General features: G+C 72.0%; 16 protein-coding genes. 5 read left to right on the top strand and 11 right to left on the bottom strand.

Annotated features, from left to right (window positions below; translation table 11 throughout):
- Window positions 1–212: hypothetical protein (locus AB0917_RS12215; RefSeq protein ID WP_366819421.1), on the bottom strand; the 212-nt coding region annotated here is incomplete at its 3' end.
- On the opposite strand from AB0917_RS12215, the gene ureG reads away from it, so the two are divergent.
- Window positions 211–888 carry an urease accessory protein UreG gene (ureG, locus tag AB0917_RS12210; RefSeq protein ID WP_366819420.1) on the top strand — a complete coding sequence of 226 codons (678 nt, stop codon included), beginning with the start codon at window positions 211–213 and terminating at the stop codon, window positions 886–888. The genes AB0917_RS12215 and ureG overlap by 2 nt on opposite strands.
- Window positions 885–1,673: an urease accessory protein UreD gene (locus AB0917_RS12205; protein ID WP_366819419.1), complete on the top strand. Its 789-nt coding sequence runs from the start codon at window positions 885–887 to the stop codon at window positions 1,671–1,673. Before ureG ends, AB0917_RS12205 begins: the two co-directional genes overlap by 4 nt.
- Before the next feature lie 69 nt (window positions 1,674–1,742).
- Here AB0917_RS12205 and AB0917_RS12200 read toward each other — a convergent pair whose 3' ends face one another.
- The 7 genes from AB0917_RS12200 to AB0917_RS12170 form a co-directional block, all read right to left on the bottom strand.
- Window positions 1,743–2,774, bottom strand: a complete 1,032-nt coding sequence (locus tag AB0917_RS12200; RefSeq protein WP_366819423.1) for an NAD-dependent epimerase/dehydratase family protein — start codon at window positions 2,772–2,774, stop codon at window positions 1,743–1,745.
- A gap of 86 nt (window positions 2,775–2,860) precedes the next feature.
- Window positions 2,861–3,577 carry a lysophospholipid acyltransferase family protein gene (locus AB0917_RS12195; protein WP_366819418.1) on the bottom strand — a complete coding sequence of 239 codons (717 nt, stop codon included), beginning with the start codon at window positions 3,575–3,577 and terminating at the stop codon, window positions 2,861–2,863.
- 195 nt (window positions 3,578–3,772) lie between these two features.
- Entirely contained in the window at window positions 3,773–3,931 is a 159-nt protein-coding gene (locus AB0917_RS12190; protein WP_366819417.1) for a hypothetical protein, read from the bottom strand.
- A 66-nt stretch (window positions 3,932–3,997) separates the two neighbouring features.
- A complete protein-coding gene (locus tag AB0917_RS12185) occupies window positions 3,998–4,945 on the bottom strand; it encodes a cytochrome c oxidase assembly protein (protein WP_366819416.1) in 948 nt (315 codons plus the stop codon).
- Between the two features lie 111 nt (window positions 4,946–5,056).
- Window positions 5,057–6,082, bottom strand: coding sequence for a 6-phosphofructokinase (locus AB0917_RS12180; RefSeq protein WP_366819415.1), 1,026 nt, complete (start codon window positions 6,080–6,082; stop codon window positions 5,057–5,059).
- A 141-nt stretch (window positions 6,083–6,223) separates the two neighbouring features.
- Window positions 6,224–6,952 carry a glutamine amidotransferase gene (locus AB0917_RS12175; RefSeq protein WP_366819414.1) on the bottom strand — a complete coding sequence of 243 codons (729 nt, stop codon included), beginning with the start codon at window positions 6,950–6,952 and terminating at the stop codon, window positions 6,224–6,226.
- 34 nt (window positions 6,953–6,986) lie between these two features.
- Window positions 6,987–8,225 carry a MurT ligase domain-containing protein gene (locus AB0917_RS12170; RefSeq protein ID WP_366819413.1) on the bottom strand — a complete coding sequence of 413 codons (1,239 nt, stop codon included), beginning with the start codon at window positions 8,223–8,225 and terminating at the stop codon, window positions 6,987–6,989.
- 114 nt (window positions 8,226–8,339) lie between these two features.
- Between AB0917_RS12170 and def the strand changes: the two genes are divergently transcribed.
- Entirely contained in the window at window positions 8,340–8,885 is a 546-nt protein-coding gene (gene def, locus AB0917_RS12165; RefSeq protein ID WP_366819412.1) for a peptide deformylase, read from the top strand.
- 15 nt (window positions 8,886–8,900) lie between these two features.
- On the opposite strand, the gene AB0917_RS12160 is transcribed toward def, so the two are convergent.
- Window positions 8,901–9,584, bottom strand: coding sequence for a TetR family transcriptional regulator (locus AB0917_RS12160; protein ID WP_366819411.1), 684 nt, complete (start codon window positions 9,582–9,584; stop codon window positions 8,901–8,903).
- Between the two features lie 187 nt (window positions 9,585–9,771).
- On the opposite strand from AB0917_RS12160, the gene AB0917_RS12155 reads away from it, so the two are divergent.
- Window positions 9,772–10,998 (top strand): acyl-CoA dehydrogenase family protein, encoded by a 1,227-nt coding sequence (locus tag AB0917_RS12155; protein WP_366819410.1) that lies wholly within the window; start codon window positions 9,772–9,774, stop codon window positions 10,996–10,998.
- A 67-nt stretch (window positions 10,999–11,065) separates the two neighbouring features.
- Here AB0917_RS12155 and AB0917_RS12150 read toward each other — a convergent pair whose 3' ends face one another.
- Window positions 11,066–11,554, bottom strand: a complete 489-nt coding sequence (locus tag AB0917_RS12150) for a glutathione peroxidase (protein WP_366819409.1) — start codon at window positions 11,552–11,554, stop codon at window positions 11,066–11,068.
- A gap of 51 nt (window positions 11,555–11,605) precedes the next feature.
- Window positions 11,606–12,130, bottom strand: a complete 525-nt coding sequence (locus tag AB0917_RS12145; RefSeq protein WP_366819408.1) for a GNAT family N-acetyltransferase — start codon at window positions 12,128–12,130, stop codon at window positions 11,606–11,608.
- Between the two features lie 97 nt (window positions 12,131–12,227).
- On the opposite strand from AB0917_RS12145, the gene AB0917_RS12140 reads away from it, so the two are divergent.
- Window positions 12,228–12,464, top strand: a complete 237-nt coding sequence (locus AB0917_RS12140; protein WP_366819407.1) for a DUF6011 domain-containing protein — start codon at window positions 12,228–12,230, stop codon at window positions 12,462–12,464.
- Window position 12,465 lies beyond the last annotated feature (1 nt).

The raw sequence follows: 12,465 nt of genomic DNA, 5'->3' as shown, positions 1-12,465 counted from the left end.
GCGCAGCCGCCGTCCAGGGCCAAGGTCGTCTGGCTCAAGCAGGCGGCGCGTTCCACCCACACGGCAAAGCCCGGAAAGCTGCACTGCAAATAGATCGCCGCCGAGGCGCACGCGGCCCGGCCGGTCCGCCTCTTCGCCTCCTGAGGCACATCCGGCCCCGATCCACCGGGCACGCCCTGACCCCCGCCCTCAAGCACCAGGAGCCCCGCCATGCACCTCGGCCACCCCCACGACGGCCCCGCAGCCGTCAGCTCCGACGCCGCCCGCCCCGACGGCACCCGGCGCGCCCTGCGCATCGGCCTCGGCGGCCCCGTCGGCTCGGGCAAGACGGCCACCGTCGCCGCCCTCTGCCGCGAACTGCGCGACCGGTTCTCCATCGCCGTCGTCACCAACGACATCTACACCCAGGAGGACGCGGCCTTCCTGCTGCGCAACGCGGTCCTGCCGCCCGAGCGGATCCAGGCCGTCGAGACCGGTGCCTGCCCGCACACCGCGATCCGCGACGACATCTCCGCCAACCTCGAAGCCGTCGAGGACCTGGAGGACGCGGTGGGCCCGCTCGACCTGATCCTCGTCGAGTCCGGCGGTGACAACCTCACCGCCACCTTCTCCAAGGGGCTCGTCGACGCCCAGGTCTTCGTCATCGACGTGGCGGGCGGCGACGACATCCCGCGCAAGGGCGGCCCGGGTGTCACCACCGCCGACCTCCTCGTCGTCAACAAGACCGACCTCGCCCCCTACGTCGGCTCCGACCTCCGGCGGATGGCCCGCGACGCCGAGGAGCAGCGCGGCGACCTCCCCGTGCTCTTCACCTCCCTGACCTCCGCAGAGGGCGTCGGACCGGTCGCCGACTGGGTACGGGCGCGGCTCGCCGCCTGGACCGCATGAGCGTCCGCGCCACCGCCCGCCTCCGCGCCGAACCCGACGGCCGGGGAGGGAGTGCCCTGCCCGTTCTGGAGAGCGCCGGGCCGCTCGCGCTCCGCCGCACCCGCTCACCGCTGCCCGCCCACGCCCGGGTCACCGTGGTCGGCGCGATGAGCGCCCCCCTCAACGGCGACCGCCTGGCGATCGAGGCCGAGGCCACGGACGGCGCCCACCTCACCGTCGACACGGCGGCGGCCACCGTCGCGCTCCCGGGCCCACGGACGGACGGCGACCCGTCCACGTACACCGTCAAGCTGCGGGTGGGGGAGAGCGCCACCCTGCACTGGCTCCCCGAACAGCTCGTCTCCGCCCACGGCAGCCACCTGCACCAGACCACACGCGTCGAACTCGCGCCCACCGCACGCCTGTTGCTGCGCGAGGAACAGATCCTCGGCCGCCACGGCGAGCCCACCGGCGCCCTCACCACCCGGCTCACCGTCCACCGGGGAGGCCGCCCGCTCCTGGATCAGCAACTGTCCTACGGACCCGGCGCCCCCGGTGACTGGGACGGCCCCGCCGTCCTCGGCGGCCACCGGGCGACCGGCCAACTCCTCCTGGCCGACCCGTCCTTCGAGGACACCCCACGGTCCGCCCGCCTCCTGGGCCCCACGGCAGCCCTCACCCCGCTCGCCGGCCCCGCCGTTCTCGTCCAAGCGGTGGCCGCCGACGCCCGCCTGCTGCGCGCCATCCTGGACGAGGCCCTGCGCGAGCTGCTGGAAGGCCTCACATCAGAGGGAGACGGCGGCTGACTCCGCTGAGCGGACTCCCTTCGTCGGCCATGGGCCGGTGAAGAAGATGCCTACGGCCGGGGGCCCCGCTCAGCGGCGCCCCCGGTCGTACGCCTCCAGCCACGCGTCCTCCGCCGCGTAGTCGAAGAGCGCCTCCCCGTAGTTGCGCGCCATCTTCGGGAACGCCTCCCGCCAGTCCCGCCCCGCCAGCTCCCCGGCCAGCCACTCGACGGTCCCCGGCAGCGACTCCACGTACCCCGTCACCGGCCGGTACCCGAGCTCCCGCTCCGCCGCCGTCATGTCGTACACGACGGGATGGGCCCCGCTCCACGGCGTATCGCCCACGCTCTCCTCGGGCGGCGGACCGTCGACCGGAACCGTCTCCGTCTCCCGGCCGAGCACCCCGTCGATCGCCGCCCCGATCTCGGCGACGGTGGGCGCCTGCGGATCGGCCGCGTTGAGCACCCGCGAGCCGGGCCGGCGGGCGGCCAGCCGGATCAGCTCCGCCGCGTTCGCGACGTGGAGCGGGTGGAAGCGGCTCTCGCCGCCGTACGCGAGCACGCGCCGCCGGCGGCCGTCGAGCAGCCGCTTCACGAAGTACAGCTCGCGGGGTGTGCGGCAGTACGGGCCGTGGACCGCGCCCGCCCGCAGCAGGGTCACCGGCAGGGCGTCGCCCGCCGCCAGCAGCTCACGCTCCAGCTCCACCTTCCGGGTCCCGTACGAGGTGTCTCCCGGCTCCACCGTGCGCTGGGTCTCCGGCAGCGGCACGGGGTAGCGGGGGAAGCCGTCGGGCTCGGCCTGGGTGTCGAAGCTGCGGCCCCGGTCGTCCTCGTACACCGCGCCGCTGGAGATCACGACCGCCGAGCCGACCCGCCCGGCCAGAGACCTCAGCTGCCGGGCGTGGGCCGCGCCGAAGGCCACCATGTCGACCAGGACGTCGCAGCCGTCGCCGAGCGCCTTCTCCAGCGCGCCCTCCTCGTCCCGGTCGAGCGCCAGGGCCCGGACCCCGTCACCCCACCGGTCGTCCCGGCCGCCGCCGCGGGATACGGCGGTCACCTCCCAGCCGTCCCCGGCCAGCGCGTCCACCGCGGCCCGCCCGATCTGTCCCGTCGCTCCCAGCACCCACACGTGTCCCTGGTTCATACGCACGACGCTAGGGGGAGCGGGCCCGGCCGGACCAGCCCGCTCTGCCGGTGGCGAATTCGCCGTCAGCGTCGCAGCCCGGGGAACTTCCTCGGGGGCGCGGCCTCCTGCTCGGCGGCCTTCACCTTCGCCGCGTACTCGTCCACGTACTCCTGGCCCGACAGCTCCAGGATCGCGTACATGATCTCGTCCGTGACGGCCCGGATCGCGGCCTTCTGGTTCTCCATGCCCGCGTAGCGCGAGAAGTCCAGCGGCTCACCGAACCGGATCGCGACCTGCTTGATCTTCGGGACGACCTGGCCGGGCGGCTGGATCTCGAACGTACCGAGCATGGCGCACGGGACCACCGGCACCTGCGCGGTGATCGCCATCACCGCCACCCCGACCTTGCCCTTGTAGAGCCGGCCGTCGTGCGAGCGGGTGCCCTCGGGGTAGATCCCCAGCAGCTCGCCCCTGCTCAGCACTCCCAGGCCCTCGCGGATCGCCGCCTGTCCCGCGTCCTTGCCCGAGCGGTCCACCGGGATCTGCCCCGCGCTGCGGAAGAACGCGGCGGTGAGCCTGCCCCTGATCCCCGGGCCGGTGAAGTATTCGGCCTTCGCGAGGAAGGTGATGCGCCGCTTGATGATGGCGGGCATGAGGAAGTGGTCGGAGAAGGAGAGGTGGTTCCCGGCGACGATCGCCGCGCCCTCCTCCGGGATGTTCTCCAGCCCTTCGATACGAGGGCGGAACAGCACCCGCAGCAAGGGCCCCAGCACGACGTACTTCAGGACGTAATAGAACACCTTGCGGGTGCACCTCGCTCTGCCGGGTCGGCGTCAGGGCCGCTCACTGCCAGGTCGTGCGGACCACCAGGTCATGGTCGTGCCGGGAAGGGTCGGGGACGGTCGGTGCAGGCCCCGGCACGACCCGTGCGACCGGGGTGAACCGTCCCCCGGCTCGTACCCGCCGCAGGGCCCGTCAGGCGTGTGCCGCGGGGGTCAGGTGTCCTGGGTGGCCAGCATGCCGAGCGTGCACAGCCCCAGCACCACCCAGGCGAACCAGAGCCAGCCACTGCTTCCCAGCGCCACCGTGTAGGCCGTCACCGTCACCAGCGCCCCGGCGGTCATGTATCCCATGGTCTTCGTCGATCCGGACATGCGCGTACCCTCCTCGTCGGCCGCGCGGCCGTTCACCCCATGGTCACCCCGAGAGCGCCCCCCGCGCTACTGTCGCGCCTGCAATGACGCCAGATAGGCGTTGTACGCCGCCAGCTCCTTGTCGCCGTCACGGTCGGCGGCCCGGTCCGAGCGCTTGGCCGTGCGCTGCTCGGAGCGGTACCACTGGTAGACGAGCGCGATCAGCACCAGTACCGAGGGGATCTCGCTGAACGCCCACGCGATGCCGCCGGCCCAGTTCTGGTCGCTGAGGGCGTCGATGCCGAGCGAGGCGGGCGGATTCTCGTACGTCTTCACCATCGGCGTGCTCGCCATCATCAGCGCGATCCCGAAGAACGCGTGGAACGGCATCCCCGCGAACAGCTCCAGCATCCGCATCACGTAGCCGGGCCGGTGCGGGCCCGGGTCGACACCCATGATCGGCCAGAAGAAGACCAGGCCGACGGCGAGGAAGTGCACCATCATCCCGATGTGGCCGGGCTTGGAGCCCATGAGGAAGTCGAAGACCGGCGTGAAGTACAGCGCGTACAGGCTCGCGATGAAGATCGGGATCGTGAACGCCGGATGCGTGATGATCTTCATGTACCGGCTGTGCAGCAGCTTCAGGAGCAGCTCGCGCGGCCCGGTCCGGCCCCGGGCGGCGGGCGGCAGCGCGCGCAGCGCCAGCGTCACCGGGGCGCCCAGCAGCAGCAGGATCGGCGACAGCATGCTGATCACCATGTGCTGCACCATGTGCACGCTGAACATGACCATGCCGTAGTCGTTGAGCTTGGTGCACATCACCAGGGCGACGCTCAGCACGCCCACGACGAAGAAGACGATCCGGTTCACCGGCCAGCCGTCCCCGCGCCGACGCAGCCGCGCCACGCCGTACCCGTACAGGGCCAGCGCCAGGACGCAGCCGGTCAGGAAGAACGGGTCGGGTGAGAGCTCCAGCCCCCGCCCCAGCGTGAACGGCGGCAGATCCATGTTCATGCCGTGCCCGCTGTGATCCATCTGTTCACTCCCGCTGGGGACACGTCCCCGTTTCGTGCCGGTTGTCCGGTACAGCGTAGAACTGCCCCCGGCCGCGGTCGCGGCCGGGGGCAGTTCCGGGGGGCGCGACGGCTAGAGCACGCACTCCGCTTCGGCGTACCGCTCGGCCGGGACGGTCTTCAGCGTCTCGACCGCCTCCGCCAGCGGGACCATCACGATGTCGGTGCCGCGCAGTGCGGTCAGCATCCCGAACTCGCCCCGGTGCGCCGCCTCCACCGCGTGCCAGCCGAACCGGGTCGCCAGGACGCGGTCGTACGCGGTGGGGGTGCCGCCGCGCTGGACGTGGCCGAGGATGACCGGGCGGGCCTCCTTGCCGAGCCGCTGCTCCAGCTCCCCGGAGAGCTGCGTGGCCACCCCGGCGAACCGCTCGTGGCCGTAGACGTCCTTGACGCCCTGCTCGAACTGCATGGAGCCCGCGCGCGGCTTGGCGCCCTCGGCGACCACCACGATGGCGAACTTCTTGCCCGCGGAGAAGCGCTTGCCGACCAGCTCGGTCAGCTCGTCGATGTCGAAGGGGCGCTCGGGCACGACGATGGCGTGGGCGCCGGCCGCCATCCCGGAGTGCAGGGCGATCCATCCGGTGTGACGGCCCATGACCTCGACGATCAGCACCCGCTGGTGCGACTCGGCGGTGGTCTTCAGCCGGTCCAGCGCCTCGGTCGCGACCCCGACGGCCGTGTCGAAGCCGAAGGTGACGTCGGTGGAGGCGATGTCGTTGTCGATGGTCTTGGGGACCCCGACGATCGGCAGCCCGGCCTCGGAGAGGAGGTTGGCCGCCTTCAGCGTGCCCTCGCCGCCGATCGGGATGATGGCGTCCAGACCGAGGTCGGCGACATGCCCGCGGGCTTGCTCGACACCGTTGCGCAGATGCGCCGGCTGGACCCGGGAGGAGCCGAGGATCGTGCCGCCGCGGGCCAGGATGCCGCCCACCGCGTCGAGGTCGAGCTTGCGGTAGTCGGCCTCCAGCAGGCCCTTCCACCCGTCGTGGAAGCCGATGACCTCGTCGCCGTGGTCCACCACCGCGCGGTGCACGACGGAACGGATGACGGCGTTGAGGCCGGGGCAGTCGCCGCCGGAGGTGAGTACGCCAATGCGCATGGCCCGAGAACCTTTGCAACGTTAAGTCGACGACCGGACCACGTCGTCCGGTTGGAGTCCCGCCACCCTACCGGCGCGGGGTGGCGGGACCGAACCGGGCGTCCGCCTGCTGGACGGGCGCTCCGTTGAGCGGAAAAGGCCTCAGGCGGGCTGGGTCGCCGACGCGATCCGCTCGGCGCGCAGCGCCTCGTACCAGCGGTCGTCCGTGGGCGGCAGCGCGTTCACGTCGAGGGCCAGTTTCAGCAGGTGATCGGCGATCTGCGGGTTGCGGGCCATCACGGGGCCGTGCATGTACGTGCCGAAGACCGTGTCGTTGTACGCGCCCTCCGTGCCGTCCCCGGTGCCGTTGCCCCGGCCGAACCGCACCCGGGCGAACGGCCGTGCCGTCGGGCCGAGATGGGTGACGCCCTGGTGGTTCTCGAACCCGGTCAGCGCCTCCAGGCCGAGCTGCGGGTCGATGTCCGCCAGTACGTCGCCGACGCACCGGGAGCCCTCGCCGCGGGTGGAGACCACATCGAGCAGACCGAGGCCCTGCTCGCGCTCACCGAGGTCGTTGATGAACTCGTGGCCGAGGATCTGGTAGCCCGCGCAGACCGAGAAGATGATCGCGCCGTTGGAGGCGGCCCGGCTCAGCCCGCCGTCGCGGCGCAGCCGCTCCGCCGCCAGGCGCTGGGGCCGGTCCTCACCGCCGCCGATCAGGTAGATGTCGCCGGACGTCGGCACCGGCTGGTCGCTGCGCACGTCGACGCGCTGCACGTCCAGACCGCGCTGCCGGGCCCGCCGCTCCACGACCAGGGCGTTGCCCTGGTCGCCGTAGGTGCTGAGCAGGTCGGGGTAGACCCAGACCAGACGCAGACCGTTGTTGCTCATGCTTCGTCCTCTCCGGAGGTGGCCGGGGCCGGGGTCAGTTGCCGACACGACGGCGCAGATCCTGGAAGGCGGTGTAGTTGGCGATGACCTCGATACGGCCGGGCGGGGCGTACCGCACGGCCTCGTCGAGGTTCTCGCAGACCCGGAAGTCGAGACCGGCGACCTCGAGGCGGACCGCGAGGTCCAGCTTGCGGTCGCCGAGCACGAAGATCGGGTGGCCGGCCAGCTGGGTGTAGTCCACGTCCCAGAGCCAGGAGGTGTCCGTGCCGTCGGCGCCGCGGGCGTTGACGGAGAGGATCACCGGCGTCGGCGGCGGGTCGATCAGCGAGAACGTCTCCAGCCAGCCGGCCGGGTTCTTCGCCAGCAGCAGGCGCAGCTCACGGTCCTGGAAGGTGACGACGTCGTACCGTCCGGCCACCGCCTGCACCTGGTACATGCGCTCCAGCGCGACCTGCGGCGGCACGCCGAAGACGGCGGCGACGGCGGCCGAGCTGGTGGCGTTGGCCTTGTTGGCGCGGCCGGGCAGCTGGAGGTGGATCGGCCAGGCCGAACCGTGCGGGTCCAGGACGTAGTCGCCGTTGAGCGCCCAGCTCGGGGCGGGGCGGCGGAAGCCGCACTGCCCGCAGAACCAGTCGTCGCCGGGGCGCTGCATCACACCGCCGCAGGACGGGCAGGACCAGGCGTCGTCCTTCCACGCCTGTCCGGCCGCCACCCACACCACGTTGGGTGAGGACGAGGCCGCCCAGACGACCAGCGGGTCGTCCGCGTTGGCGATGATCACGGCCTTCGAGCCGGAGAGGCCCTCGCGCCAGTGCTCGGCCATCATCCGGGTCTCCGCCGCGCGGTCCAGCTGGTCGCGGGAGAGGTTGAGCAGCGCGATCGCCTTGGGGGTGGTGTCGCGGGCGACACCGGCGAGGTACTTCTCGTCGACCTCGATCACGCCGAACTTCGCGTCCGAGCCGCCGGCCAGCGCCGAGGTGATGCCCGCGGGCATGTTCGCGCCGAGGGCGTTGGACACGACGGGCCCGGCGGCCCGCAGTGCCTCGGCGATCAGCCGGGTGGTCGTCGTCTTGCCGTTCGTCGCCGACACGAGGATCACGTCCAGGTGCTGCGCCAGCCGCCCCAGCAGGTCGGGGTCGAGTTTGAGCGCCACCCGGCCGCCGATCACCGATCCGCTGCCCCGCCCCGCGGCGCGTGACACCGCCGCCGCGGCCTTGCCCGCCGTCACGGCCAGCTTGGCCCGCGGCGACAACGGCTCCGTGTTGCCTGCCATCGTCCTAGATCCTCCTTGCATCGGTCCGCGCCCAGCCTATCGATGTCCGGCGCGGCGGCCGTACCGCGGCACCACGGGAACTCCCGGGCAGCGGCGGAACGTACGCTTGAGCGCATGCGAAACCGCCCGATCCCCGGCAGTTCCGGACTCGTCCGTGAGATGAGTCTGCTCGGCGACCCGTTGCTCCACCGCGCCTGTGAGGACGTCACGGAGTTCGGGCCCTCGCTCGCGAAGCTGGTCGAGGACATGTTCGCCACGATGTACGCCGCACAGGGTGTCGGGCTCGCCGCCAACCAGATCGGCGTCCCGCTCAAAGTGTTCGTCTACGACTGTCCGGACGACGACGACGTCCGTCACCTGGGACACGTCGTCAACCCCGAACTGGTCGAGGCGGACGGACTCACCGTACGCGGACCGGAGGGCTGTCTGTCACTTCCGGGCCTGGAGGCGGGCACGGAACGCTTCGACCACGCGGTGGTCGAGGGGCTGACGATGACGGGGGAGCCGGTGCGGATCGCCGGGACGGGGTGGTTCGCCCGGTGCCTCCAGCACGAGTGCGACCACCTGGAGGGCCTGGTCTACACCGACCGGCTGACCGGGCTGCGGAGGTCCCGGGCGCTGCGGGCCGCGCGCCGGGCCCGCTGGGCGCGTAACGCCTGAGAAGGCCGTAGGGGGTCAGAACCCCGGGCCGCCCTGGACGTCGCGGTCGCCCGCCTCCGCCAGCCGTCCCCACAGCAGGTCGGCCAGGCTGCGCACCAGCCGCTCGCGGGAGCAGGGCCGGTCGCCGAGCCACCAGTCGCCGGCCGCGTGCATCATGCCGACGATGCCGTGGCCCCAGATGCGGGCCATCTGCTCGCTGTCGGGTCCCAGGTCCACCCGCTCGGCGATCACCTGGCCCAGCTCCTCGCCGAGGCGGCGCAGCAGCGGGGCCGAGTGGCGGCCGACGTCGAAGCCCTGCTCGGAGGAGAGGGCGATGCCGGCGGAGGTGGCGGAGTCGGCCGCTCCGTCGGCGGGATGCATCAGGAAGCGGTAGACCTGGGGGCGGGCCTCGATCGCGGCGAGGTAGGTGTCGAGCGTGGACTCCACCCGCTCGCGGCGCTCGGCGGGGGCGTCCAGGGCGGCGCGCAGGGCGCCGAGGAGGGCGTCGGTGTGGCGTTTGGCCAGGGCGCGGTAGAGGCCGCCCTTGTCCCCGAAGTGGCGGTAGAGGATGGGCTTGGTGATCCCGGCCTCGGCGGCGATCGCGTTCATCGACGCCTGCGGGCCGTCCCTGAGCACCACCCGGTCCGCTGCTTCGAGCAGTTCACGGCGGCGGGCCTCGGCCGCCGTCCGCGTTCGCTCGGCGCCGCGTGTGGTCTCCATGTCGTCCTCTCCCGCCCCTGGCCGTGCAACTTCTTCACGTCTGCTTCTTCGCGCCTGCGCAACGTAACACCCTGTCCGGCGTCGATGTCGATCAGCTCCAGGGCGGTTGACAGTACCTACTGTCCGGTAACAGACTGTGGTTACCGCAAGTAACGCATGTTTTTCACGGCAGTGCATGGAGGGGAAGATGGCCGAGTTCACGCTCGATCTCAACGATGACCAGAAGCAGGTCCGTGACTGGCTCCACGGCTTCGCGGCCGAGGTGATCCGCCCCGCGGCCGCGGAGTGGGACGAGCGTGAGGAAACGCCCTGGCCCGTCATCCAGGAGGCGGCCAAGGTCGGCATCTACTCCCTCGATTTCTACGCCCAGCAGTTCTTCGACCCTACGGGGCTCGGCATCCCCATGGCCATGGAAGAGCTCTTCTGGGGCGACGCGGGCATCGCCCTGTCGATCGTCGGTACGGGCCTGGCGGCCGTCGGCGTCCTCGCCAACGGCACCGAGGAGCAGATCGGCACCTGGATCCCGCAGATGTACGGCGACGCCGACGACGTGAAGGTCGCCGCCTTCTGCTCCTCCGAGCCCGACGCCGGATCCGACGTCGCCTCGATGCGTACGCGCGCGGTGTACGACGAGGCCAAGGACGAGTGGGTCCTCAACGGGACCAAGACCTGGGCGACCAACGGCGGCATAGCCAACGTCCACGTGGTGGTCGCCGTCGTCGACGCCGACCTCGGCTCCAAGGGGCACGCCTCCTTCATCGTGCCGCCGGACACCCCCGGCCTCTCCCAGGGCCAGAAGTTCAAGAAGCACGGCATCCGGGCCTCGCACACCGCCGAGGTGGTCCTGGAGGACGTCCGCGTCCCCGGCCACTGCCTGCTCGGCTCCAAGGAGAAGCTCGACGAGCGCCTCGCCCGCGCCCGCGAGCGCGCCAGGTCCGGCGGCGAGCGCGTCAAGAACGCGGCGATGGCCACCTTCGAGGCCTCCCGCCCGGCCGTCGGCGCCATGGCCGTGGGCACCGCCCGCGCCGCGTACGAGGTCGCCCTCGACTACGCGAAGACGCGCAGCCAGTTCGGCCGCCCGATCATCGACAACCAGGGCATCGCCTTCCAGCTCGCCGACATGCGCACCCGGATCGACGCGGCCCGGCTGCTGGTCTGGCGCGCCTCCTGGATGGCGGCCACCGGGAAGCCGTTCACCTCGGCGGAGGGCTCCATGTCCAAGCTCTACGCCAGCGAGGCCGCCAAGACGGTCACCGCGCAGGCCATCCAGATCCTCGGCGGCAACGGCTTCACCCGCGAGTACCCGGTCGAGCGGATGCACCGGGACGCGGCGATCTACACCATCTTCGAGGGCACCAGCGAGATCCAGCGCCTGGTGATCGCCCGCACCCTGTCGGGCATGCCGATCCGCTAGCGGCGGGCAGGCGGAAGGGGGCCGCCCGGGACACACGTCCTGGACGGCCCCCTTGCCCCGCCTCCGCTCAGCCGGGCAGCTGGGCCTCGATCGCCGCCACGACCTCCGGCGACTCCGGCTCGCTGCGCGGCCGGATGCGGGCCACCGGCTCACCGGCCGGCGAGATCACGAACTTCTCGAAGTTCCACTGGACGTCCCCGGCCTCCCCGTCCGCGTCCGCCAGCTTCGTCAGCTCCGTGTACAGCGGGTGCCTCTCCGCCCCGTTGACGTCGACCTTCTCCAGGAGCGGGAAGGTGACGCCGTACGTCGTCGAGCAGAAGGTCCGGATCTCCTCCGCGCTCCCCGGCTCCTGCCCGGCGAACTGGTTGCACGGCACACCGAGCACGGTCAGGCCCCGGTCCCCGTACGTCTGCTGCAACCGCTCCAGGCCCTCGTACTGCGGGGTGAGCCCGCACTTGGACGCCACGTTCACCAGCAGGACGGCCCGGCCGCTCCAGGCGCCCAGGGTGGTCGGCTCACCGGTGAGGGTGTGCAGCGGAATGTCGTGCAGCGTCATGAAGCTCTCCCTGATCATCGCGTGCGTGGTGCTCGTCGTGCGGCCCGCCGCTCATGCGGCGGCGAGCTCCTTGTAGTAGAAGGTGGTCGGCTTGAGGCTGCCCGCCGGGTCGGCCGCGTATCCCGGCACGGAGCCCACTTCCGTCCAGCCGGCCTTGCGGTAGACCTGTTCGGCCAGGCTGCCGCGCTCGGTGTCCAGGATCAGCAGCGTGATCCCCTCCACCCGCGCGTACGCCTCCACGGCCTCCAGCAGCGCCCGGCCGAGGCCCTGGCCACGGGCGGCGGGGCGGACCATCAGCTTGGCGACCTCCGCGCGGTGGCGGGCGTTCGGCAGCGGCGCCCGGAGCAGGGCGATCGTTCCGGCGACCCGACAGCCCTCCCGGGCGATCCAGATGGAGACCTCTCCCAGCTCCACGGCCGCCGCGCGCTCCCGCCACCAGACGGCGGCCTTCTCCCGGTCCAGCGGGGCCAGGAAGCCCACTGAGGAGCCCTCCTCGACGGTCTCCACCAGCAGCTCGGCCATCTCATCGGCGTACGTGACCAGCTCGGGGGCGCTCACGTGGACGATCTCGGTCATGGGGTACGGGGTCCTTTCAAGCGGAACGGTCACGGTGCGGACGTCGGGCGCACCGGTCAGGGCCCGATACGGCTCCCGATGAGGAAGGATCTCCCCTGTGCAGTCTCCCGAACCCTTTCCCGAACCGCTGCCCGCAGTCGACCGCGAGGAGCATTCCGGTGACGCCCCGACCCGCCGCCTGATCCGCTGCCGCCTCTGCGGCCGCCCCCTCACCGGAGCCGACTCCCGCCGCACCGGCCTCGGCCCGTCCTGCGACGCCAAACTGCACCCCGCGCCGCCCGACATCCGCACCCGCCGCCACGAGGTCGAGCAGGACACCCTGCCCGGCACCTGAG

It is taken from the genome of Streptomyces sp. NPDC007346 (genome assembly GCF_040703535.1).
Lineage (GTDB): Bacteria > Actinomycetota > Actinomycetes > Streptomycetales > Streptomycetaceae > Streptomyces.
This window is presented reverse-complemented; position numbering and strand designations above follow the sequence as displayed.